This is a genomic window from Paenibacillus sp. FSL R7-0210 (assembly GCF_038009085.1).
Lineage (GTDB): Bacteria > Bacillota > Bacilli > Paenibacillales > Paenibacillaceae > Paenibacillus_AQ > Paenibacillus_AQ silagei.
This window is the reverse complement of the sequence record NZ_JBBPAR010000001.1, coordinates 758,819-782,441: the sequence shown is the minus strand read 5'-3', so window position 1 is coordinate 782,441 and position 23,623 is coordinate 758,819. Positions and strand designations below refer to the sequence as shown.

Genomic DNA, 23,623 nt, shown 5'->3' with positions numbered 1-23,623 from the left:
GATTACGCCACCTCCCAATCAATATTAAAGATATCAATCGCATCGAGCGGCTTTGCCGACAGGGAAAAGTATGCGTAATCTGCGTCGCTCACCTTTGTCAGGTGCTCAGTAAAAGTGAATTCATCACCGATAGCCTTCTGTAGCGCCCGCACCTTCAAATAACTGACAACCGCAGCAATGAACAACCCTCGGCCATCCTTGTCATTGTCCAGCTTGGCCTTATTGGCTTTACCGGCAGCGTAGATGTCGTTCAAGATCTGGTCGATTGTCATCGACACGCGGATCTTCCCGAAGTCCTCCCGCTCCCCAGCTCCCAGCGTGGTCAGGGTGTTCACAGCAGACTCGATAATGTAGTCGTAACCGTCTCGCGTGGCCATCAGGGTTCCTTCAGACAAACCCTTCAATACCTCCGAATGGCTCCAGTCCACCTTAGCCTGTGTCATTGGCACCTTAACACCTGTAAAGGACCGATTCGCCGGCGTGCCCGCGACCAGCCCAGCCACCCACGCAGCCCACCGAAGAGAGTCATAGGTCTTACCGTTGGTATGTTCACCGGCCAGAGAACAATTAATAATAAAGCGGGCATTTGCAGCACGGCTGCGGGTATTATGGATCTCGATGTCGTCGTCTGCAGAAGCGGCACCAGCAATAACTAGTTGCGCCAGCTTGCGCGCCTTGGTCCGGCGATCCAGCAGCCACTGCTTGGCCGCTGCTTGTACCGCCGCCTCGGAGGACGGCAGATAGACGACATCAAACACCAAGCCGTCGATCCGGTTGAAGACTCCGCTCCAGTTTGCTGCAGTAATGGCTGCGGTACCGGTGACTCCACCGTCCTATACTACCGCTGTTTTTTAAACTATCGTGTCCCGTTAAACAGTTGATTACTCGTCAATCCGATCACGTGTGAGATTAAATAATTGTCCAAACCGACTTTTACAACGGGTCCAGAACGCCATTCTCCGTCTAATCATATAAAATCAACCCGTCAAAAAAATCACTATAGTCCACATCCTTATCGCTCATTGTGTACCAGACTTCCTTCCCCGTGCTAGTTTGAAACTTGATATGGCCGAGTTTGTCATCACCCAGAAATTTTACGTTGTCATCGGGTTTCAGCGAAAAGGTTTCGCCCGTATCATCTTTATGAAACTTCACGGTAATTTCCTTTTTGATCGTTAAAGGCGTCGGTGGTTCCATCGGATAAAAGTCCTGGTGCTCTTCATGAAGAGCATGTTCGTTATCCAGATGAAATACCAATTCACGGAACCAGGTTTGAAAATCCTTGCTTTCTTTTGCGCTGACCACTCGTCCATGGCCGTCAAACATCGAGCTGTGTGCCGAGAAACCGGGAAGTTCACCTATCTGCTTTAGGGTTTCACCGTCATAGGCATAGAAAGATGTTGATCGTAGAAAATCCATTTGCGAATCCATTTGAAGTGCAATCTCAAAATATTGATCGTCAATATCCAAATCGACAATATCAAGATAAGGAAGCAGCTCACTGCCCACCTCCATCGTGATGTCCTTCACCTTCAGCTTGAAAGCCCCTAATTCCGTTTCAGGAGGGATTAACTGGATTTCTTCTTCACTACCATCTCCGTTCAGATCCACTTTCATCTTCTTCTGTTTAAAGCCCGAATCGCCTGTGTAACCCCGTAAATGGACGTCATTTATGTGGGCAGGTTCGAGCTTATAGGCAGCATATTTGGCTTCGTATTCATGAAGTAACGCAACGTTCTGTTTCTCCGTCGGGTTAAGATGCTCCTTGTAAGTAGAGTCTGCATGATACCAAGGCTTGGCGGCAAAGTAGTCCTGCAAATCCTTCCGCTTGAATACATACCCATGCCTTGCAAATATCTCGTTGCGCGCAAGCTCCAGTATATGGTTGTCCAGGCTGCCGATCTTTTCCGGGGACAGCACCGAGTTCGAGCTGTCCTTCAGAGTATAATCCCGTGTTACCACAGTGGAAGGAACACCAGTTGTTTCACTTGCTGCAACTAGCTTACCATCCCCACCTTCAGCACCCTTCTCTTTTTTCGTATAAGTACAGCCAGAAAAGATTAAAGACAGGATAATCACCCCATATATAAGCAAAAACTTCCGAAAATCCATTTTGTTTACACCCACTTCGTCATCTGAATTCGATATGATAAACGCATATAAATATACCATAAAGTGGAATCTGCGTATAGAAAAAACGAATCTTCCATCTCTGAAGGTCCGCAACTGTTTGTATCGCTTTTGATTTTAAATGTTCGCTATCCTCCCGTTAGCTTAATGATCACCCCCTCCACTTTAATGCATATTAACAAAACGGAGATTAGTCTGGAAATTTGCAGGCATTAACTCCACGTAACATCAAAGGATTATGTGAAGAACATTCACGGAGTGCTGAAACGCGCGCTCAGGCTTGCATATACAGAATCGGGGTTACTGGCAGAAGACATCATGAGTAAGGTGTCCATGCGGAGCAAAGTAATGGAAATGAACAAAAAGAAATGCAGTTCTGGACCATTGAAGAATTTACTCAGTTTTTGCAATCCTCAAAGCATCATGTTCACTACATTGCTTTTTCATTAGCAATTTACACTGGAATGCGGCGCGGTGAAATTCTGGGGCTGCGGTGGAAAGATATCGATTTTGAGAAGAAAGAGCTGAAGGTTATTCAGACAGCGAATTGGACACGGGATGGCTTGGTGATCCGGCGGGTCAAGCTCTTTCAGAATATTATTGACGATCTTCAGGAGCGCTATTCACAAATCGAAGCCTACAAGAAGGATTATGGGGAAGCCTACGAGGACAATGACCTGGTAGGCTGTTATCCTGGAGGAGGTTATATTAAGCCGAAGCGAATCACAGAGGGCATGGATGTTCTTATTCGTAAAGCAGGGGTCAAGAAGATACGGTTCCATGATCAGCGTCACACCCATGCTTCATTTCTACTAGCGATTGGAATAAATCCTAAGGTTGCCGCCGAACGTCTGGGAATGACTCCAGCGATGTTTAATGAGAGGTACTCACTTCTGTCGCCAATCATGCAAGAAGAGGCCGTTGACAGAATTGAAAGTGAACTCAATAAATTCGCAGAAAAACAGCTTGAAACTGTAGAATAAAAATCTTCGTTAGCAAATCCGTAAGCAAGCTAAAAAATACGGCCTTTCCCACTCAAGCATATTCGCTCCTACGAGCCTACATACAGCAAAAAACCCTTACAGAGTAAGGGTTTAAGTGAAGTGGGCCCTACAGGACTCGAACCTGTGACCAATCGGTTATGAGCCGACCGCTCTAACCAACTGAGCTAAGGGCCCGGACTAGGATATCCGTATTATACAAGTGCTGTCCGGTGTAATAAGGTAATTGCGGGGGCAGGATTTGAACCTGCGGCCTTCGGGTTATGAGCCCGACGAGCTACCGGGCTGCTCCACCCCGCGTCAGTTAATAATTATTTAAACAGCGACAATAGATAATATACAATATAGCCATGGATAAAGTCAAGGATGATTTTGGTTTTTCTGGCTAAGGCAGAAAACGAACTCCATAACGGCCCTTGCGCGAACGGTATATTTCGACAAAACGCGGATCATGATACCCATAGATCCAGCCGTCCTGCTCCAGTCTTTTGGCAAGGCAGCCCGCTTGAAATCTGGTCCTGAACAACTTGGCAAAATAGATCCAATTCATGATACCCTCTTCTCCTTCATCGCAATAATATATGTCCCGGTGCTATTTATCATGCCCAGTTTTGCAAGAAAATTAGAGGATTGCTCAGCGGAGCGGATGGCAATTTCTGCCCGTATGCAGCTAATTGTAATGAGCCGTTGAGGGAAATAGTTGGATTTTATACAATTGCTTGGGCGGAAATCGCCTTTTCAAAGGAAATAAGTGGATTAAGGACATTTAGTTCTGGCAGTATCTGCGTTATTGTCCATTTCAGGTTTCAACAAGTGTATTTTTTCCAACTAAATCCTCTATAAGTGTGCTGGGCCAGTGAATAGATGCTGTTTTTCCACTTCTTTTCCCTAAGAGCCCAAAAACTAATTAAAGCATTAAAAAAGAAGCCCCGTCCCCCGGCAAAGGGGACAAAGCTTCTTCTATGCATTCTATACGCTCTACGCTTACGCTTTATGTTTATCTTTACGTACCCTCTACTCATTTCCTGCGCCTTTTCCTAGCCCTTACACGCCGAAGGCGGCAGGGTCCTTGCGCCAGGATTGCAGCAGCGCTACATCGCTCTCAGCAATCTTGCCTTGAGCCAGCGCTACGTCAATGAGCGTGCTGTAGTTGGACAGGCTCTGGAGCGGAAGCTCCGCCGCAGCGAAGGCTTCTACGGCACGGTCCAGCTCGTAGCTGAAGATGGCCAGCACGGCCAGCGGGAGGCCGCCTGCTTCCTGTACGGCTTGCGCGGCCTTGATGGAGCTGCCGCCAGTGGAGATCAGGTCCTCGATCACGACCACCTTCTGGCCGGGCTTGATGAGTCCTTCGATCTGGTTCTGCTTGCCGTGGCCCTTGGCCTTGTCCCGGATGTAAGCCATCGGCAGACCGAGTTTATCGGCCACCCAGGCCGCATGCGGGATACCGGCGGTTGCTGTCCCGGCAATCACCTCGGCGTCCGGGTAGCTGGTTCTGATCAGCTCTGCGAAGGCCTCCGCAATGTAATTGCGGACAGCCGGGAAGGCCATGGTCAGACGGTTATCGCAGTAGATCGGTGATTTGATGCCGGAGGTCCAGGTGAACGGCTCCTGCGGGCGCAGGGCTACGGCTCCGATCTCCAGCAAATGACTGGCGACCTGTTCACTTCGATTCTCTAATATGCTCATGCTTGGCTCATCTCCTCAATAATAGTCAGTGCTGCTGCTCGCGGATCTGCCGCTGCTGTAATCGGCCGGCCTACTACCAGGTAGTGGCTGCCTTGGCGGATAGCCTGCCTCGGAGTCATGACCCGGGACTGGTCGTCCAGGGATGCCCCGGCGGGCCGTATACCCGGGGTAACCGTGCGGAACTCTGGTCCGCAGGCTTCGGCAATCACCAGGGATTCCTGCGGCGAGGCTACGACTCCATGCAGGCCTGCTTCCGCGGCAAGCTTGGCGTAACGCACCACTGCATCGGTCACAGGTCCGGCTATGCCGATTTCCCGGTTCATCACTTCCTGACTGGTGCTGGTAAGCTGGGTTACTGCAATGATCAGCGGCATGTGCAACGAGGGCTTCAGGCTGACCGCCTGGGCCGCTCCTTCCACGGCAGCAGCCATCATGGCAGCTCCTCCGGCGGCATGTACGTTGAACATATCAACGCCAAGCAGAGTCAAGCTCTCTGCCCCGCCCTTTACGGTGTTGGGGATATCGTGCATTTTAACATCGAGGAATACCGAATATCCGCGCTCCTTCAGTTCCCGGATGAAATCAGGTCCGGCTGCATAGAACAGCTGTATTCCCACCTTTATATAACAGGGAATGCCTTCGAGCTGTTCGATCAGCGCCCGCGCCTGGTCTGCATTCGGATAATCCAAGGCGACCATCAGGCGTCCGGCCATTTCATTACGCTTCTCTACCTGTCCGATGTTCTCATGTTCATGCTGCTGTGCTGCTGAAGTCTGCTCCACAAAGTCAACCCTCTCTCATTGTTATCTGGCAACATTTCCAGGTCCCGGGCATAGGTGAACGGTCTGCGCTAACGCAAACCGTTCCTGTAGCAGCCTCTTACAGCTGCCTCACCCTCTATCTTATTGTCCGACAAAAGCAGGCATCGACTGGGACGAGAAGTTAATCGTCTGCAGCATTCTCAGCAGCGCCGTTACCGTATCGAGCGAGGTCATACATACGACGCCATTCTCTACCGCTTCACGGCGGATGCGGAATCCGTCACGCTCAGGCGTTTTGCCCTTGGTCAGTGTATTGAAGACGAAGTTCGCTTGACCGCCGCGGATCAGATCCAGGATGGTCGGCTCGCCTTCATCCAGCTTGTTAACGTTCATCACGTTCAGCCCGGCCTGCTCCAGCGCAGCTGCCGTACCGCCGGTGGCGATGATTTTATAGCCCATGGCATGGAAGCCCTTCATCAGCTCAACTGCTTCAGCCTTGTCTTTGTCGGCTACAGTTACAATGATTGCCCCGGTAGCCGGGATCTTCATGCCTGCGCCGATTAGCCCCTTGTAGAGCGCCTTGGCATACAGCTTATCGCGGCCCATGACCTCACCGGTGGATTTCATCTCCGGTCCGAGCGTAGGCTCGACTCTGCGCAGCTTGGCAAAAGAGAACACCGGCACTTTGACCGACACATAATCGCTCTCCGGCCACAGGCCTTCGGTGTACCCGTCTTCCTTCAGCTTGCCGCCAAGAATGATCTTGGTCGCCAGGTTCGCCATCGGAATACCGGTCACCTTGCTCAGGAACGGAACCGTACGCGAGGAGCGCGGATTCACTTCAATGACATAGACCTCGTTCTGATAAATGACGAACTGGATGTTCACCAGCCCGATGGTCTTGAGCTCCTTGGCAATCTTGATCGTGATCTCGGCAATCTTCTGCTTCAGACCTTCATCCAGATATTGCGGCGGGTAGACAGCGATGGAGTCGCCGGAGTGAACCCCTGCGCGTTCCACATGCTCCATGATGCCCGGAATGACAACCGTCTCTCCGTCGCAGATAGCGTCCACTTCCACTTCCTTGCCAAGCATGTAACGGTCGATCAGCACCGGATGCTCCGGATTCACTTTTACCGCTTCAACCATGTAGCTCAGCAGCTCTGTGTCGTTGTAGACAATCTCCATGGCGCGTCCGCCCAGGACATACGATGGTCGAACCAGCACCGGATAGCCCAGCGCCTGCGCCGTTTCGACAGCCTCATCAATATTGATTACGGTCTTGCCTTTAGGTTGTGCGATATCCAGACGGGCCAGCAGCGCTTCGAACTTCTTGCGGTTCTCAGCTTCGTCGATGCTCTCAAGGCTGGTACCCAGAATGTTCACGCCCGCAGCAGCAAGCGGTGCAGCCAGGTTAATCGCGGTCTGTCCGCCGAACTGTACGATGACTCCGATCGGATTCTCCTGGGCAATCACGTTCATGACATCCTCGAAGAACAGCGGCTCAAAGTACAGGCGGTCCGAGGTATTGAAATCCGTCGATACGGTCTCTGGATTGTTATTGATAATTACAGCTTCGTAGCCAGCCTTCTGTATGGCCCATACCGCATGTACCGTAGAGTAGTCGAACTCAATTCCCTGGCCGATACGGATCGGACCGGAGCCGAGTACAATGACCTTCTGCTTATCGGAATGAATGACCTCATTTTCGGTCTCATAGGTGGAGTAATAGTATGGCGTTGAAGCCTCAAATTCTGCGGCGCAGGTATCGACCATTTTGAAGACCGGAACCAGCCCTTGCTGCAGACGCAGCACACGCACTTCCGCCTCCTTGGTGAATGCCCCGCCTGGACGGCCTTCGGCACGGATCTCGGCAATCGCCCGGTCTGTGAAGCCCTTACGTTTGGCCTGATACAGTATGTCAGCAGACAGTGTCTCTTCGGCACGGATCTCGTCCTCGAAGCTCACGAGCCCTTCGATCTTGGAGAGGAACCACCAGTCCACATTCGTAATATCCTGAATCTCCTGCAGCTCATAGCCGCGGCGGAAGGCTTCCGCGATCAGGAACAGGCGCTCATCATCCGGCTTGGCAAGTCTATAGCGCAGCACACTCTCTTCAAGCAGTTCCGCTCCCGGCAGACGGAAACGGTGGACACCGATCTCCAGTGAGCGGATGGCCTTGTGAATCGACTCTTCAAAGGTACGGCCGATCGCCATCACTTCACCGGTCGCCTTCATCTGTGTACCCAGCTTGCGGTTCGCCGAGATGAACTTGTCGAACGGCCAGCGCGGGATTTTGCTGACGATATAGTCCAGTGTAGGCTCGAAGCAGGCGTAGGTCTGTCCAGTCACCGGATTGACGATTTCATCCAGCGTGTAGCCGAGAGCGATCTTCGCGGCCATCTTGGCAATCGGATAGCCGGTCGCCTTCGACGCCAGCGCCGAGGAGCGGCTGACACGCGGATTCACTTCGATCACATAATACTGGTAGCTCTGCGGGTCCAGGGCGAACTGAACGTTACAGCCGCCTTCAATATTCAGAGCGCGGATAATCTTCAACGAAGCGCTGCGCAGCATCTGATATTCACGGTCAGACAGCGTCTGGCTCGGGGCCACTACGATACTGTCGCCCGTATGTACGCCCACCGGATCAAAGTTCTCCATGTTGCAGACCACGATACAGTTGTCGTTCGCATCACGCATAACCTCATATTCGACTTCCTTCATGCCGGCGATGCTCTTCTCGACCAGACACTGGCCGATCGGGCTGTAACGGATACCGGCCTTGACGGTCTCGCGCAGCTCTTCTTCGTTGTCGCAGATTCCGCCCCCTGTTCCGCCCAGCGTGTAGGCAGGACGAACGATCAGCGGATAGCCGATTCCTGCGGCGAAGCCCAGAGCTTCTTCCACACTGGTAATAATCGCACTTTCCGGCACCGGCTGATCCAGCTCGCGCATCAGCTCGCGGAACAAATCGCGGTCCTCCGCTTTCTCGATGGATTCAAGCTGTGTACCCAGCAGCTTCACTTTCTCTTGCTCTAGGACTCCGGCACGGGCCAGCTCTACAGCCATGTTCAGGCCGGTCTGTCCGCCGAGTGTCGGCAGCAGCCCGTCTGGACGCTCCTGACGGATAATGCCAGTCACGAATTCCAGCGTAATCGGCTCGATGTATACTTTGTCAGCCATATTGGTATCGGTCATAATCGTCGCCGGGTTGCTGTTGATCAGCACGACCTCGACGCCCTCTTCCTTAAGGGCCTGGCAGGCCTGAGTGCCTGCATAGTCGAATTCGGCAGCTTGACCAATAACGATCGGTCCGGAGCCGATAACCAGAATTTTTTTGAGTTTGTTGTTCTTAGGCATGTTAGAGAGCTCCTTTCACGGCTTCAAGCTGGGGTGCGGTTGATTTCGGTGCCGTGATTCTGGCATTCGCTGCAAGCTGCGCCTGACGCGATCCGGCCGGCCGCTGCGCCTTGTGGTCTGCAATCAGCTGCAGGAAGCGGTCGAACAGATAACTGCTGTCATGCGGTCCCGGCGCCGCTTCCGGATGGTACTGCACCGAAAAAGCGGGGTAGCGGGTATGTTTCAGTCCTTCAACGGTCTTGTCATTGTTATTGATATGGGTAACTTCCAGGTCTGTACTGGCAATGGATTCCTCATTCACAGTGTATCCATGGTTCTGTGAGGTGATGAAGCAGCGTCCGCTCTCCAGCTCTTTCACCGGGTGATTCCCGCCGCGATGGCCGAACTTGAGCTTCTCGGTGTCGGCGCCGCAGGCCAGGGCGAACAGCTGGTGTCCCAGGCAGATCCCGAAGATCGGGTATTCGCCGAGCAGCTCGGAGATCGTCTGTACCGCATAAGGCACATCCTTCGGGTCTCCAGGGCCATTCGAGAGCTGAATGCCATCAGGGTTCAGGCGGCGGATCTCGTCTGCGGTGACATCATGAGGGACAACCACCACATCACAGCCGCGGTTGTTCAGCTCGCGCAGAATACCGGTCTTCGCGCCGTAATCGACCAGCACGATGCGTTCTTTGGTGCCCGGGCTGCTGTAGGCTGCTGTAGTTGAGGTACGTGCAACCTGATTGCGCAGCTCTTCAATGGTCGTGTCACCCATCATCTCCATCAATTCTTCCACACGCTTGTTCGAAGTGGTGAGGATTGCCTTCATGGTGCCATAGTGGCGGATAATGCGGGTAAGCATACGGGTATCAATCTCGCTGATGCCGGGAATGTCATATTCCTTCAGCAGATCGTCTACACTGTATTCAGCACGCCAGTTGCTGGGTACGGATTCGTGACGCCGCACCACAAAGCCGTGTACAAAAGGGCGAACGGACTCGAAGTCATCACGGGTGATACCGTAATTCCCGATCAGCGGATACGTCATGGTGACGATCTGCCCACAGTACGAAGGGTCCGATAGTACCTCCTGATAGCCTGTAATTCCTGTGTTAAAAACAACCTCGCCCGTCTTCTCGCCTTCCGCGCCAAATGCGGTGCCTGTAAACAGTGTTCCGTCCTGAAGCAGCAATCTCGCCTGCATGCCTTCCACTCCTTCTTGTTTCTGTAGTCTGATTCTTATGTCACAGCCATGCAGCCGGGCTGCATGGGCTACTGCTTACTTCTGTTAAGCCTCACTCCATACGGCTCTGCCGTCTACCCAGGTCTTCACCGGCCAGCCCTTAAGCTTCCATCCGGTAAAAGGTGTATTGCGACCCTTGCTCGCAAACGTTGCAGGATCTACTTCCTTCTCTTCATTCAAGTCAATCAGGGTCAGATCCGCAGGAGCCCCAACGGTAAGGCTGCCTGTATTCAGTCTGAACACCCGGGCCGGATCAGCGGTCATCCGCCGCACCAGCAGGGACAGATCCCATTTGCCTGTGGCCACAAAAGCGGTATACAGCAGCGGGAAGGCCGTCTCAAAGCCGACGATGCCAAACGGTGCAAGCTGCATGCCTTTGGCTTTCTCTTCCTCGCTGTGCGGGGCATGGTCGGTCACGATGATATCCAGCGTGCCGTCCAGCAGCCCTTCAATGCAGGCCTCAACGTCACGGCGCGAGCGCAGCGGCGGATTCATTTTCCAATTGGCGTCCATGCCCGGAATATCCTCCTCCGAGAGCAGCAGATGATGCGGGCATACCTCGGCGGTCACCTTAATGCCAATTTGCTTCGCCTGGCGGATCAGCCGGACCGACTGCTCGGTGCTGACATGGCACACATGATAGTGAACACCCGTTGCTTCAGACAGCAGAATGTCACGGCCTACATGAATGGCTTCCGATTCGTTCGGAATTCCCTTCAGGCCATGCTTGTCGGCAAAAGTGCCTTCGGCTACCGGCGCTCCTTCCACCAGCGAGTTATCCTCACAGTGGGCAATCACCGGCATATCCAGTCCCTTCGCCAGCTTCATCGCATCCTTCATCATCTGCGCGCTCTGTACGCCTACACCGTCATCGGTGAAGCCGATCGCTCCCGCTTCCTTGAGTGCCGCAAAATCCGTCAGCTCGCGTCCCAGCTCATTCTTGGTAATGGCCGCATAAGGCAGCACCTTAACTAGTCCCGCTTCGCGCGCCTTATCCTTCACGAGCTGTACGATCTCTGCACTGTCTGTTACCGGGCGTGTATTCGGCATGCAGGCAATCGTTGTGAATCCGCCTTTGGCTGCCGAACGTGCGCCGGTCTCAATCGTTTCCTTATGCTCGAACCCCGGTTCACGTAAGTGCACATGCATATCAATCAGTCCCGGAATCAGCAGCTTACCATCCGCTTCAACGGTCTCGCCGGCTTCCTCTACCGCCTCGGCGGCATCCTGAATCTTCGAGATAATTCCGTCCTGCACAACAATATGCTTGCGCTCCAGCACGCCTTCTTCGTTCAGTACACTGGCATTTTTGATGATCACGGTTAGGATTCTCCTTTGTGCCTTCCGGCCGCAGCCGTAAGCTCTGTAGTTATTATATAATAAAAATTCATCTTTGTGTATATTTATTAATACGCTTATGTGAGGTTTTTTTCTGCTACTGCAGCGCCCGCTCCATGACAGCCATCCGTACCGGCACTCCGTTCGCCATCTGCGGGAAAATCCGGGACTGGCTGCTCTCCACCACCGCATCGTCGATCTCCACATTGCGGTTGACCGGCGCCGGGTGCATGATGATCGTTGCCGGGTCCAGCCTCGATGCCCGTTCCTCGGTCAGCCCGAAGTGCTCCCGGTACTGCTCGGCTGATAAAATAATGCCCGAAGCATGCCGCTCCAGCTGCACCCTCAGCATCATGACCACATCCGCTTTCAACGCTTCTTCCATAGACACATATGGAGCGTAGGCCGCAAGCTCAGAAGCCTGCATATTTGCCGGTGCGCAGAACTGCACGCTTGCCCCCATTTTGGTGAGTGCCCAGAGATTGGACCGCGCTACCCGGCTGTGCATAATATCCCCGATAATCGAGACCTTCAAGCCCTTCAGTCCGCCAAAATGCTTGCGCATCGTGTACAGATCCAGCAGCGCCTGCGTCGGATGCTCGTTGTTGCCGTCCCCGGCATTGATCAACGGTATGCCTACCTTCTCGGCAAGCTGTTGCAGCACACCGGCAGGCTTCAGCCGGACCACTCCGGCATCGATGCCCATTGACTCCAGTGTGCGCACTGTATCATAGATGGACTCGCCCTTCTCGACACTGGAGGCCGCAGCCGTGAAGTTCAGTACTTGTACACCCAGGCGTTTCTCGGCCATCTCGAAGGAAAAGCGGGTTCTGGTACTATTCTCGAAGAACATATTGGCAACAAAATGGGCTCTCAGCACCGGCGTGAGCTTCTCGCTCTGATTATCCCAGTAGGCTGTTCTGTCTAACAGCTGGGTAATCTCCGACTCCGCCAGCTCCTTCATCCCCAGCAGACTGCGTTCCTTCACCTTAGTTGCCGTCATCATTGTTATCGTTCCTCCCGGTTTGAAATAATGTACACCTCGTCCTTGCCGTCGTATTCGCTCAGGGACACTTCAATCTGCTCATGCCTGGAGGTGGGTACGTTCTTGCCGATGTAGTCGGGGCGGATCGGCAGCTCCCGGTGGCCTCGGTCAGCCAGTACAGCCAGCTGGATCATCCGGGGCCGTCCGCAATCCATCAGCGCATCCATTGCCGCGCGGATCGTTCTTCCGGTGTACAGTACATCGTCGAACAGGATCACTTTCTTGTCCCGGGTGCCGCTGGTGCCGGCAGGCAGGATCAGGTTGCTGTTCACAACCGTCTTGTCCATCGCTTCCCGGTTGTCCCCGTCGCCTTCGCGGTCATCGCGGTAATGGGTAATGTCCAGCTCCCCGTATGGGATGTCCACGCCCTCAATTTCCTTAATGCGCTCCGCGATCCGCTGAGCCAGGTAGATCCCCCGGGTGCGGATGCCGACCAGCAAGCAATTCTCGATACCCTTGTTTTTCTCCAAAATCTCATGTGCAATGCGTGACAGTGCCCGGCGAATCGCCGTTTCGTCCATAATGACATTTTTTTCAGTAACCATCCTCTTTGCCATCCCCCTGCTTGATCGCCTGTTCAAGTTCCCCGGATAAACTAAAAAACTCCTTGCCCAAAGCAGGCAAGGAGTGAAATCCGCAGATTCAAAAAGATGGCGTGTCCGCGCGCATAAAAAGACCCTCCGTACTCCTACGGATTCCTTCTTTCATGACGCGAACCTCGATTCACGTTACCTTGCCAGCCTCACGGGACTGAATTAAAGGCGCTATTCAACTATAGGGAATTATGACAGATGGATGGGGGGATGTCAAATTATATTCGGGAGTGTGGGGGGAAGACGGTGACAGATAGGGAAAAGAAATTTAGGTGAAGGGCGCGGCTGCGGTGATCACAGACATTTAGGTGAAGGGCGCGGCTGCGGTGATTTTGGACTTTCGGTCGCTGTTGTCTCCAGATTGATTTGAATAAACCGCTTAGCGGATTAAATCCGGAGACAAAGGCGAACGCTGCCGCTCCTACAGTTCCAAAATCCCCTCCGCCGCTTCCACCTAAACGGTGCAAGAGATAAGGACTTGCCATCCCCCTTGGGGGAGGGGTAGGCAGAGGGGGCACTATGGCGCTGCGCTGATAGTACTTCGTAACAACTCTAAATACGAAGTGCGAAACCTCCCCTCCAACCTTTGGATAATTTTGTTCCTGCGCTCCCTCTGCTATGATGAAGCTGGAGGCGAATACAATCATGAACATGGAGTTTGTTACTATAGAAGAATGGGATGAAGCGTGGTGGGGACGGATGAAGCGGATCTACCATGAGGCTTTTCCGAGCGGGGCTAAGACTAAGGGGATACTGCGCAGTATGCTGAACCGGGGGATTGGTTACTTACATGCGGGGGTGCATCAGGGGGTGGTTGTCGCGATGGCTGTTACGGGTGTTGTGGGACAAGCTGCGGACAAGATCCTGATTATCGATTACCTGGCGGTGGATAAGGCATTGCGCGGAGAGGGAACGGGGACCTGGATGCTGGAGCAGATCAAAGCTTGGGCTGTGCAGGAACACGGCATCTGGGGAATCATCATCGAAGCGGAATCGGGGGCTACGGCATCGCACAAGGAACGTATTCATTTCTGGGAGCGAAACGGGTTCGTCCTGACCTCTTATGTGCATCAATATCGAATGGTACCGGAGCCTTATCAGGCCATGATGCTGCCGCTGGGTGAACCGGGGAATGTGCCGGATGACGGCGAAGCGCTGTTTCGTTACATTAATGCTTTCCATCGGGTTGCTTACCGGAAAGGGTAGGCTGCACTGATGCTCTACTGATGCTCTAATGTTGCACATTATGCAGGAATTCTCCCGCTCCTGTGTGCTGCTGGGCCAATTGTTGCAGTTTTTGCAGGATTCATGCCAAAGATTCATCATCACCGAATGGAATGTTGTAAAAAGTGCAGGATTTGCGTGTCCGGGCTTGGTTTGAGCGGTGCGAGGTTGCAATTTGTGCAACAAATTGGGGCGGGTGGCCAGGCAGGCCGGGCGATCACCATAGTAAATAGACGGCGACAAATAAAAACCGCCGCAGATTTCTCCGCAGCGGCTCCCATTCAAACCAAAACTTAAAATTCAAATTCAACGTCGCTCAGACGTCTTTGGATTTCGGAGATGACACGCTTCTCCTCTTCCTCACCCTTGGCCACGAAGGTCACGGAGAAACGCACGAACGCGCCGGCATCATCCCAAGGCACGGTGGAGATGAGCTTCTCGCGGATCAGGAACTGCGAGAAATCCTCGCCGGATTCGAAGCGGCGTCCGCCCTTGACGCCCTTAGGTGCGGCTACATAGAGGAAGAAGGAGCCCTTCGGCTTCTCGGCCTTGAAGCCCAGGCTGTTCAGCGCATCCACCAGCATGTTGTGGCGGCGGGAGTATTTGGCGGCAATCGCTTCGGTAATCTCAGGATGAGAGAGGCCGAACGCAGCAGCTTTTTGAATCGCGATGAACTGGCCGGAATCATTGTTGTCCTTCACATCACTGAACGCCTTCACGATCAGCGGGTTGCCGGCCACGAAGCCGATTCTCCAGCCGGTCATGTTGTAGGACTTGGACAGGGAGTGCAGCTCAACGCCAACATCCTTGGCACCAGGCACGGACAGGAAGCTCAGCGGCTTCACGCCGTCATACGTTAGTGCAGCATAAGGTGCGTCATGGATGACGACTACATCATATTTTTTGGCCCAGGCCACTACTTCGCTGAAGAATTCAGGCGTGGCACTTGCACCGGTAGGGTTGTTCGGATAATTGAGGTAGAGCAGCTTCGCCTTGCGGGCTACCTCTTCAGGAATGGAGCTCAGGTCAGGCAGGAAGTTGTTCTCCTTCTTCAGCTCCACAGAGTAGACTTGTCCTCCCAGATACTTGGTATGGGTGCCCAGCACCGGATAACCCGGAATGGTCATGATCGTGATATCGCCCGGATTAATGAATACGGATGGCAGCATAGCCAGTGCAGGCTTCGAGCCGATGGAATGCACGATTTCCGTTACAGGGTCAATTCCGTCCACCTGAAAAACTTCCTTAAGATACACAGCCGCAGCCGCCTTAAATTCAGGAATACCGTTATCGGAGTAACCGCGGTTCTCTTCCTTAGCCGCTTCCAGCGCAAGTCTGGACACAATGCCTTCATCTGCCATTTCGTCCGGCTCACCGACGCCCATGTCGATCAGTTCAATGTTCGGAAAATCCTGCTTCGCCGAAGCTTTGGCGCGTTTGATTTTCTCAAATTTGTAGATGGAGGTGTCCTTGCCGTATCCTTCGCCGCCGATGCGGTCTGCAAAATTCGTCTGAATGAATGTCGCCTGATATTGTTCAATGCTCATAATCTTCTATTCATCTCCTGGGCCTATATTGTGAAGCTATGCTCTTAATATGACGCAAATCCGGCCTGTGTACCATGGATTTATAATCTATTGATTTGTACTTATCTGCTGCGCAGCGTAAATAGAAGCTCTTCCATATCCGCCGGAATCGGTGCGCTGAACTCCTTGTACTCGCCTGTAGAAGGATGTACAAAACCGAGTACCGCTGCATGAAGGGCTTGTCCGTTCATAGTAGTTCCCTTGCTGCGCCCGTAGACCGGATCACCCACCAGCGGATGGCCGATGAATTTCATGTGAACACGGATCTGGTGCGTGCGTCCTGTCTCAAGCTGAAGCTCCAGCAGTGTGCAGTCACCGAACCGCTCCAGCACGGTAAAATGCGTCACGGAGCGCTTGCTGTTCTTCTCGGTTACGGTATACAGCTTGCGGTCATGCGGATCACGGCCGATTGGAGCATCTACGGTTCCCTTGTCATGAGACAGATTGCCGTGCACCACTGCGATATAGCGGCGAGTCACGCTGTGCTCCTTAAGCTGGGCGGACAGCGAAGCATGACTGGCGTCATTCTTGGCCGCCATAATCAGACCAGAGGTATCCTTGTCGATCCGGTGGACAATGCCTGGACGAATCTCGCCGTTAATACCGGACAGATCCTTGCAGTGATACATCAGCGCATTGACCAGAGTGCCGGAGGGATGCCCTACTGCCGGATGCACGACCATGCCGCGCGCCTTGTTCACCACAATCACATCACTGTCTTCATAAGCCACTTCAATTGGAATATCCTGTGCGATCAGGTCCGTAACCTCGGGTTCCGGCACCGTAACGGTTACCTTATCGCCTTCATTCAGCTTGTAGTTCGCTTTGACCGGCGAGCCGTTCACCACAACATGGCCGCTGCCGATCCATAGCTGAACCTGGGAGCGCGAGATCTCGTCTTCCAAGGCCTCTGTAACGTATTTATCAATCCGCTCCCGCGCATTGCCCTCGGCAACGATCCATTCGGTGACGTCTCTTTCTTCCTCGAGGGCGCCTGAATCCGCCAGCTCTGTGACGTCTTTGTTCAAATCATTCATTCCCTTCTTTGACTTCCTGTGATTCCTTCACCTCGGTGACTTCCTGTTCGCCCTTCACTTCCAGCAGCGTGTCCAGAATAATCAGACCCACCCCGACCACGATACAGGAATCGGCCACGTTGAAGATCGGGAACGTATAGCTTCCGAAATTGAACATGAGGAAATCCACAACCTCACCGTTAAGAATCCGGTCCAGGAAGTTACCGATCGCTCCGCCAAGGACAAGCGCCAGCGCGGTAGGCAGCAGCTTGCGGGTCTTGCGGGCCTTGTTCAGGTACCAGACGATTCCGCATACAACGATTACTGTAATCACAATGAAGAACCACTGCTGCCCCTCCAGAATTCCGAAGGCGGCTCCACGATTGCGGTGTGACGTAATAATGAAGAAATCCTTGATTACCGGAATTTGCTCTGCGAGCTCCAGCCGGGTGGCAATCAGATATTTGGTACCCTGGTCAATCAGAAATACAATTAGCGCAATCAGAAAGTACACCACAGAAGTTGTCACTCCGTTCTTATTTTTCCCGCGGCTACGCGGTACGAATACTGTATAAAGACTTGTATATTGTAGCACAGGCCTCAAGAACCCGTCTATTGCATGACCAGGTAAGCCGGTTAAGGCAGGGCACTATTTGCCATCGCTAAAAAAGGGCCCCGGAGGCCAAGCTATCCGTACAAGCGGAACCGGCTTTGCCATCCTTTTAAAGGACGGTACCGTTTCAGCGATTAGCTACCGAAAGGAGCTCACAGCAATGAGCCATCTGACACCACAGCAGCTCTCCGGGCTGCGTACTGCTCTCCTGCAGCAGCAGGAGGATATTAAGCACAGGTTGAGCAACAGCGAACAATATGGACTACAGGAGGCTATGCGCGACAACACCGGCGAGCTGTCCGAAATCGACAACCATCCCGGCGATGCCGCCACAGAGCTGTATAACCGTTCCATGGATATCTCCCTGCTGGAGCGCGATGAGCATGAGCTGGACGATATTGAAGCTGCCCTACGGGCGATGGATGAAGGAACCTACGGCATATGCATCGCCAGCGGCGAACCGATTCCCTACGAGCGCCTGGCCGCCCTTCCCTCCACCCGCTACACGAAAGAGCATGCTCCCCGTCAGAGTGCTCCGTTCACCCGTCCGGCCGAGGAAGAGCTGCTGTCTCCGCCGTTTGGCCGCACCAGCCTGGATGAGCGGGATGACCAGAACGGCTTCGATGGCGAGGATGCCTGGCAGATCGTGGAGAGCTGGGGCAACTCGGATTCACCGGCCATGGCAGAAGGGAACAACATCGGCTCCTACAATGATATGGAGATCGAAGCGGACGAAACCGAGGGCTTCGTGGAGCCCTGGGAGAATTTCGTCGCCACCGACATTTCGGGCAATCATCTGATGATTATCAAGGGCAACAGCTACCGTCATTACATGGACGACGAGGAAGGCGACTACCTGCTTGACCCGACTCGAAAAGAACGGAAGTAGCAAAGCTGGGAATGATCCGATGAGAGAGTTGGAGAGGCTTAATTGCACTTTGTACAACTAAAACATCTGATTCATACGCGATATCCCGTTTAGTTGCATTCCGTACATTTAAAAAGCCTTGTACTCTAAGTTCGGGTCTCTTTAGGCAAATTTAGTTGTACAGATTACAGTTATCCGTTTAAAACAGGCTATTTTGCTGCATTTAGGTGTACATTTTACAACTATCCCTGTGCTTGTCTTGGAACCCTGCTTCACTTCCTACTAATCGCAAAACCCCACCATTGTGGGGTTATTTCAGGTTCAGCGCCGCTCAGAACGTCTTCAGCTCCAGCTGATGCTGGACAATCCGTACAATGTCTGCGATATAATCGCCGATGATCGGCAGATTCAGCGCACCCAGCACCTGAAGCACATAAATAATCGTCGCTGCAAAAAAAGTGAACCCGAGCGCAATCCCCAGCCCCCTGGCCGTTCCGGAGAGAATGTTCAGCCAGATCAGCCGGAACGGGGAATGCAGCAGCTCGGTATATTCCGAGATTCGTGACTTCTCCATCTGTTGAGCCAGACTCGTGGTCATCCGGTACAGGGCGTTCAGCTTCTCTTCCGGGGGAAGATCGGCCGGATCGACGGCTGCTGTGACAGTCACTGTAGGCTTAGGATCGGAAGAAGCAGCTGGCTGACTTTTCTCAGGATATTCTGCGCCCGGATCTGTCTTTCCCGATGGTTGGGCTGCTCCAGAATGCGTGGGCTGCTGCTCATGCTGTGCTTCCTCCCTGTTATTCCCTCTGTCCGTGGTTCTGATCGAAATTCTTCCCGGCCCTTCCGGCTGCTTCGGCTGCTCCGCAGGAATCTTCCCGTTGTTCCATCCGCCCATGCCCCTGCACCTCCTGTTGTCTATAAGCCGCAAAACAAACGAGCCCGGTCAAAGAGAATTTTCTCTTCAAGCACAGGGCTCGTCATTTGCATTCTAACCCGTGGAAACTTTTCCTTTGCGGCTAGTATATGCCATACATGGACAAGTAATGCAGGAAATGCGCGGCCGCTCCGGAGTTAAGCTCCGATATGAATACCGATACTCTTGCCGCCGGCATCCACGGTCTCATAGGTATACTCTCCGTCAAAATCAACCGTAGTCACCAGTACATTCTCACGCAGCACATGCTCGAATGCAGTCACCGCCGCCTTCAGCTCGTCATCGACATGCAGGGTCAGCGCAACCCGCTTGTCGATCGGCAGATCCAGACGTTTGCGGTAATCCTGCACCGCACGTACGACTTCGCGTACCCAGCCTTCCTGTACCAGCTCCGGCGTGATTTCCGTGTTCAAGGCCACTGTCAGTCCATAGCCGGAAGCGGAGGCAAAGCCTGGTTTGGCCTGCTTCTCCACCAGCAGCTCCTCGGACGTAATCTGCAGCTCTTCTCCGTCCGGTGACACAATGGCGATAACGCCTTCTTGCACTGCTTTGCGGGTAGCGTCACTGTCCATCGCTTTGAGGAAGCCCTGCAGGAAGCCAACGCTCTTGCCGTATTTCTTGCCTGCCACCTTCAGGTTCAGCTTCAGGGTGAAGTCTACGAAGCCGCTGTCGCTGTGCTCGATGACGATATTCTTGACGTTGATCTCTTCTTTGATCAGCTCTTCATAATCCGCCACGTTGAAGTCGTCCGGAGTGGAGGCAATCAGCTCGGACAACGGCTGGCGGGTCTTGATGCCGCTCTCGTTGCGGACGTTACGGGCCAGCTCGACGATGCCGCGGGCGTACTCCATATCTTTTTCCAGAGCAAGGTCGATCAGGTTCTCATCCGCTGCGGGATAGTCTGCCAGATGCACGCTCTCCCCGCCGCCCAGGTTCGTGAAGATATCCTCGGACAGCATCGGGGTGAATGGAGCCATCAGCTTGGCCGTTGTCAGCAGGACATGCGTTAAGGTGCGGTAAGCATCCAGCTTCTCTTCGCCCAGCCCGCTGCCCCAGAACCGGTCACGGGAACGGCGGATGTACCAGTTGCTCAGCTCATCCACGAAGTTCTCAATGGCCTTGGAGGTGTTCACGAAATCATTCACAGCCAGCCCCTTATCCACCAGCACGATCAGGCTGTTCAGGCGGGATAGAATCCAGCGGTCGAGCTTATGCTCAGACACCTTGAACGGGTGATCCGCAGGATCATAGCCGTCGATTCCGGCGTACAGCGTTAGGAAGGCATGCGTGTTCACCAGAGTGTCCACTACCTTAGACTTCGTCTCCCCGACCAGACCGCGCGAGAACCGCTTGTTGTTCCACGGCGCACTGTCAGACAGAATGGCCCAGCGGAAGGCATCCGTGCCGTATTCGTTCATGATCTCCCAAGGGTCGATGACATTGCCTTTGGATTTGGACATCTTCTGGCCGTTCTCATCGAAAATATGGCCGTGGGCGATAACCGCCTTGTACGGTGCCTTGCCTGTGAACAGGGTCGATACTGCCAGCAGGCTGTAGAACCAGCCGCGCGTCTGGTCGATCCCTTCGCAGATCATATCTGCCGGATACTGGTCCTCGAACCGGTCTTGATTCTCGAACGGGTAATGACTCTGGGCGAACGGCATCGAGCCGCTGTCGAACCAGACGTCGATCACTTCCGGGGTGCGGACCATGACGCCGCCTTCGCTGAACGGGCTGCGCAGCTGGATATTATCCACATACGGCTTATGCAGCTCGATATCCTCAGCGACCTCGCCGATGGCCATCGCTCTCAGCTCGGCGATGCTGTGCGGTGCGAATTCCTTGCCGGTATCCTGGCAGACCCATACGTTAAGCGGTGTACCCCAGTAGCGGTTACGGCTGATATTCCAGTCCACCAGCTCCTCCAGGAACTTGCCGAAGCGGCCTTCACGCACATGGTCCGGGTACCAGTCCACACTGTTATTGTTGGCAATCAACTGATCCTTGATTGCTGTCGTCTGGATGAACCAGCTATCTGTTGCGTAATAGAGCAGCGGGGTGTCGCAGCGCCAGCAGAACGGATAGCTGTGCTCGTATTTCTCTTTGTGGTAGAGCAGTCCGCGTTCAGACAGCACCTTCACGATATCAAGGTCACAGTCCTTCACGAACCGTCCGGCAAAATCACTCACTACATCCGTGTATTTCCCGGAAGCATCCACTACATTCACGAAGCTGATCCCATTCTCGCGGCAGCTCTTATAGTCGTCTTCCCCGTGAGCCGGAGCCATATGTACGATCCCGGTACCGCTGGAGTCCGTTACAAAAGAGGCTCCGACAATCACATTATGCTTCTCTGCCTTGATATAACCGAACGGCGGTGTATAGCTCTGGCCGATAAAGTCAGCGCCTGTGTGTGTAGACAGGATGGTGTACTCGCCCTTCAACACTTCGTCCACCAGATTCTTAGCCAGTACATACACGCCGTCTTCCTGCTGCGCACGCACATATTCCATAGCCGGATTCATCGCCAGCGCCATATGCGCCGGAAGCGTCCAAGGCGTAGTCGTCCAGGCCAGCACATAGTCGCCGCTGCCGTCCAGCTTGAACTTGGCGGTGGCACTCAGATCCTTAACTGTCTTATATCCCTGGGCTACTTCATGGGAGCTGAGGGTCGTCTGGCAGCTCGGGCAGTACGGGCTAACGCGGTGCCCCCGGTACATCAGGCCTTTCTCATGAACCGTAGCCAGGATGTTCCACACGCTCTCGATATACGTATTGTCCAGCGTTACATACGGATGATCCAGATCTGTCCAGTAGCCGATCGCTTCCGTGAACTCGCGCCACTGCTTCTCATAGCCGAATACACTTTCCTTACATTCCTTGATGAACTTCTCCACACCATATTCTTCGATATCCTGCTTGCCGGAGATGCCGAGCTTCTTCTGCACCCCGAGCTCTACCGGCAGGCCGTGCGTATCCCAGCCCGCTTTGCGGATGACGCGGAAGCCCTTCATGGTCTGATAGCGGCCGATGAAGTCCTTGATGACCCGGCCCAGCACGTGCCCGATATGCGGCACCCCGTTCGCGGTCGGCGGCCCTTCATAGAACACATAGTTCGGGCGTCCCTCGCGGTTCTCCATAGACCGGCGGAACGTGTCCTCCTCGCTCCACTTTTTCAAGATCCGGACATCTCTGGCCCGGGCTTTTTCTTTGACGTCTACCTTATGCATGATGGTCAATCCCTTCGTTTAGTCTTAAACTGTATCGGATTACATCCGAGCCTTCTTCTTCTTAAAAGATTTTAATGATTTTTAAAAAATTTTCGATCCCTCCCAAACCCTCCCTTCGCCAAGGGAGGGCCCCAAGGGCGCTGCCCTCTGGACACCCGAAATAAGTGCATCGTGCGAGGAGCAGTGTCAGTGGACGGGAAGGATTACTTCGGCGGGGTCCTCGGCCCTTCTTAGGCTGCCCTGACGGGTACGCCTGCGGGGCCTTAACCGCGCTAATGCAGCATGAATCTTTAACCCAGGCCCACTGAAGGTTGGATGAAAAGAAGCCACACCAACCGAGTAGATCAGTCCTAGCGGACCGCAGAGCCGTTATATTCAAGAAAACAGCACTTTTGGCGAGCTAACGGACCCAGTCGACCTTATTGTCCTGCTAAGAACCATCTAGAAGCGAATTTTCCGGTAATAAGGGCTGTGGGGTCCTTTACTTGCCCTAATAGTAGCTTTCTTCCAGAATAAGGGCTCCTCAGTCCGTTACACCGTCCGCGCTGTGCCTGGGGTTCTTGCCGGGGGCTCTTGGCCCCTTGCTCGGGGCGCAGTTGAGGCCCCGCAGGCGTACCCGATAGGGCAGCCTAAGAAGGGCCGGTCCTACGCCGAACAAATCCCCCCCTTCCGCGGACGCCTCTCCAACCTCGATAAGCACTTGCCTGCGGGTGTCCAGAGGGCGGCCAGCCCTTGGGGTCCCCCTTGGAAGGGGGATTTAGGGGGATCTCTGACGATTTAGGGGGATGCCCAACACACAAATAAACGCCGCCCCGCCCCCAAAGGGGCGAGACAGCGCTCGCGATACCACCCTAATCTGCACTGCACGCACATCCTAAGGGGTGTGGATTCAGTACAATCTCAGTCCGCAGGCAATAGACAACCTTGCGGGTCCGGGATAACGTCCGGCAGACGGCGGAGCCTACGCACGTATACACGCTTCAGCTTAGCTTCTAGGGGAGGATCTTCGGGTA

18 protein-coding genes and 2 tRNA genes are annotated in these 23,623 nt (G+C 53.7%); 3 read left to right on the top strand and 17 right to left on the bottom strand.

Annotated elements, in window-relative coordinates; all coding sequences use genetic code 11:
• Positions 1-2: 2 nt before the first annotated feature.
• Both MKY64_RS03440 and MKY64_RS03435 read right to left on the bottom strand, forming a co-directional pair.
• Positions 3-806: a phage tail sheath subtilisin-like domain-containing protein gene (locus MKY64_RS03440; protein ID WP_340958008.1), complete on the bottom strand. Its 804-nt coding sequence runs from the start codon at positions 804-806 to the stop codon at positions 3-5.
• 157 nt (positions 807-963) lie between these two features.
• Positions 964-2,112, bottom strand: coding sequence for a YARHG domain-containing protein (locus tag MKY64_RS03435; RefSeq protein ID WP_340950896.1), 1,149 nt, complete (start codon positions 2,110-2,112; stop codon positions 964-966).
• Positions 2,113-2,498: 386 nt separating this feature from the next.
• Between MKY64_RS03435 and MKY64_RS03430 the strand changes: the two genes are divergently transcribed.
• Complete coding sequence (locus tag MKY64_RS03430; protein WP_235191838.1) at positions 2,499-3,113, top strand: site-specific integrase; 615 nt, start codon at positions 2,499-2,501, stop codon at positions 3,111-3,113.
• Between the two features lie 121 nt (positions 3,114-3,234).
• Here the strand turns inward: MKY64_RS03430 and MKY64_RS03425 are convergent.
• The 10 genes from MKY64_RS03425 to pyrR form a co-directional block, all read right to left on the bottom strand.
• Positions 3,235-3,308: transfer RNA gene (locus MKY64_RS03425), tRNA-Ile, on the bottom strand.
• A gap of 49 nt (positions 3,309-3,357) precedes the next feature.
• Positions 3,358-3,431: transfer RNA gene (locus tag MKY64_RS03420), tRNA-Met, on the bottom strand.
• Positions 3,432-3,516: 85 nt separating this feature from the next.
• Entirely contained in the window at positions 3,517-3,681 is a 165-nt protein-coding gene (locus tag MKY64_RS03415) for a hypothetical protein (protein WP_019909365.1), read from the bottom strand.
• A gap of 494 nt (positions 3,682-4,175) precedes the next feature.
• Positions 4,176-4,817, bottom strand: a complete 642-nt coding sequence (pyrE, locus tag MKY64_RS03410; protein ID WP_036724234.1) for an orotate phosphoribosyltransferase — start codon at positions 4,815-4,817, stop codon at positions 4,176-4,178.
• The gene (pyrF, locus tag MKY64_RS03405) at positions 4,814-5,530 is read right to left on the bottom strand and encodes an orotidine-5'-phosphate decarboxylase (RefSeq protein ID WP_340958006.1); all 717 of its coding nucleotides are present in this window, start codon (positions 5,528-5,530) and stop codon (positions 4,814-4,816) included. Before pyrF ends, pyrE begins: the two co-directional genes overlap by 4 nt.
• A gap of 189 nt (positions 5,531-5,719) precedes the next feature.
• Positions 5,720-8,941: a carbamoyl-phosphate synthase large subunit gene (carB, locus tag MKY64_RS03400; protein ID WP_036724235.1), complete on the bottom strand. Its 3,222-nt coding sequence runs from the start codon at positions 8,939-8,941 to the stop codon at positions 5,720-5,722.
• A gap of 1 nt (position 8,942) precedes the next feature.
• The gene (carA, locus tag MKY64_RS03395) at positions 8,943-10,124 is read right to left on the bottom strand and encodes a glutamine-hydrolyzing carbamoyl-phosphate synthase small subunit (protein WP_339250166.1); all 1,182 of its coding nucleotides are present in this window, start codon (positions 10,122-10,124) and stop codon (positions 8,943-8,945) included.
• 84 nt (positions 10,125-10,208) lie between these two features.
• Positions 10,209-11,483, bottom strand: coding sequence for a dihydroorotase (locus tag MKY64_RS03390; protein ID WP_445671688.1), 1,275 nt, complete (start codon positions 11,481-11,483; stop codon positions 10,209-10,211).
• Positions 11,484-11,598: 115 nt separating this feature from the next.
• Positions 11,599-12,507: an aspartate carbamoyltransferase catalytic subunit gene (locus MKY64_RS03385; RefSeq protein ID WP_340950891.1), complete on the bottom strand. Its 909-nt coding sequence runs from the start codon at positions 12,505-12,507 to the stop codon at positions 11,599-11,601.
• A gap of 2 nt (positions 12,508-12,509) precedes the next feature.
• Positions 12,510-13,091, bottom strand: coding sequence for a bifunctional pyr operon transcriptional regulator/uracil phosphoribosyltransferase PyrR (gene pyrR, locus MKY64_RS03380; RefSeq protein WP_340950889.1), 582 nt, complete (start codon positions 13,089-13,091; stop codon positions 12,510-12,512).
• A gap of 693 nt (positions 13,092-13,784) precedes the next feature.
• Between pyrR and MKY64_RS03375 the strand changes: the two genes are divergently transcribed.
• Positions 13,785-14,345, top strand: a complete 561-nt coding sequence (locus tag MKY64_RS03375) for a GNAT family N-acetyltransferase (RefSeq protein WP_340950887.1) — start codon at positions 13,785-13,787, stop codon at positions 14,343-14,345.
• Between the two features lie 311 nt (positions 14,346-14,656).
• Here MKY64_RS03375 and MKY64_RS03370 read toward each other — a convergent pair whose 3' ends face one another.
• From MKY64_RS03370 to lspA, 3 genes are all read right to left on the bottom strand, one after another.
• Positions 14,657-15,910 (bottom strand): LL-diaminopimelate aminotransferase, encoded by a 1,254-nt coding sequence (locus MKY64_RS03370; RefSeq protein WP_340950884.1) that lies wholly within the window; start codon positions 15,908-15,910, stop codon positions 14,657-14,659.
• Positions 15,911-16,011: 101 nt separating this feature from the next.
• Positions 16,012-16,986 (bottom strand): RluA family pseudouridine synthase, encoded by a 975-nt coding sequence (locus tag MKY64_RS03365; protein ID WP_036724243.1) that lies wholly within the window; start codon positions 16,984-16,986, stop codon positions 16,012-16,014.
• Positions 16,979-17,482: a signal peptidase II gene (gene lspA, locus MKY64_RS03360; protein ID WP_076075971.1), complete on the bottom strand. Its 504-nt coding sequence runs from the start codon at positions 17,480-17,482 to the stop codon at positions 16,979-16,981. Before lspA ends, MKY64_RS03365 begins: the two co-directional genes overlap by 8 nt.
• A gap of 256 nt (positions 17,483-17,738) precedes the next feature.
• On the opposite strand from lspA, the gene MKY64_RS03355 reads away from it, so the two are divergent.
• Entirely contained in the window at positions 17,739-18,467 is a 729-nt protein-coding gene (locus MKY64_RS03355) for a TraR/DksA C4-type zinc finger protein (RefSeq protein ID WP_340950881.1), read from the top strand.
• 310 nt (positions 18,468-18,777) lie between these two features.
• Here the strand turns inward: MKY64_RS03355 and MKY64_RS03350 are convergent, their stop codons facing one another.
• The gene (locus MKY64_RS03350) at positions 18,778-19,113 is read right to left on the bottom strand and encodes a DUF5665 domain-containing protein (RefSeq protein ID WP_339314958.1); all 336 of its coding nucleotides are present in this window, start codon (positions 19,111-19,113) and stop codon (positions 18,778-18,780) included.
• A 404-nt stretch (positions 19,114-19,517) separates the two neighbouring features.
• Entirely contained in the window at positions 19,518-22,610 is a 3,093-nt protein-coding gene (gene ileS, locus MKY64_RS03345) for an isoleucine--tRNA ligase (RefSeq protein ID WP_076075965.1), read from the bottom strand.
• Positions 22,611-23,623 lie beyond the last annotated feature (1,013 nt).

Excerpts from the sequence above, each read along its gene's own strand:
- MKY64_RS03375 (WP_340950887.1), top strand. The coding sequence starts at position 13,785 with ATGAACATGGAGTTTGTTACTATAGAAGAATGGGATGAAGCGTGGTGG.
- pyrE (WP_036724234.1), bottom strand. The coding sequence starts at position 4,817 with ATGAGCATATTAGAGAATCGAAGTGAACAGGTCGCCAGTCATTTGCTG.
- MKY64_RS03385 (WP_340950891.1), bottom strand. The coding sequence starts at position 12,507 with ATGATGACGGCAACTAAGGTGAAGGAACGCAGTCTGCTGGGGATGAAG.
- pyrF (WP_340958006.1), bottom strand. The coding sequence starts at position 5,530 with ATGGCCGGACGCCTGATGGTCGCCTTGGATTATCCGAATGCAGACCAG.
- MKY64_RS03365 (WP_036724243.1), bottom strand. The coding sequence starts at position 16,986 with ATGAATGATTTGAACAAAGACGTCACAGAGCTGGCGGATTCAGGCGCC.
- ileS (WP_076075965.1), bottom strand. The coding sequence starts at position 22,610 with ATGCATAAGGTAGACGTCAAAGAAAAAGCCCGGGCCAGAGATGTCCGG.
- carA (WP_339250166.1), bottom strand. The coding sequence starts at position 10,124 with ATGCAGGCGAGATTGCTGCTTCAGGACGGAACACTGTTTACAGGCACC.
- carB (WP_036724235.1), bottom strand. The coding sequence starts at position 8,941 with ATGCCTAAGAACAACAAACTCAAAAAAATTCTGGTTATCGGCTCCGGA.
- pyrR (WP_340950889.1), bottom strand. The coding sequence starts at position 13,091 with ATGGTTACTGAAAAAAATGTCATTATGGACGAAACGGCGATTCGCCGG.
- MKY64_RS03415 (WP_019909365.1), bottom strand. The coding sequence starts at position 3,681 with ATGAATTGGATCTATTTTGCCAAGTTGTTCAGGACCAGATTTCAAGCG.
- MKY64_RS03370 (WP_340950884.1), bottom strand. The coding sequence starts at position 15,910 with ATGAGCATTGAACAATATCAGGCGACATTCATTCAGACGAATTTTGCA.
- MKY64_RS03435 (WP_340950896.1), bottom strand. The coding sequence starts at position 2,112 with ATGGATTTTCGGAAGTTTTTGCTTATATATGGGGTGATTATCCTGTCT.
- MKY64_RS03430 (WP_235191838.1), top strand. The coding sequence starts at position 2,499 with ATGCAGTTCTGGACCATTGAAGAATTTACTCAGTTTTTGCAATCCTCA.
- MKY64_RS03355 (WP_340950881.1), top strand. The coding sequence starts at position 17,739 with ATGAGCCATCTGACACCACAGCAGCTCTCCGGGCTGCGTACTGCTCTC.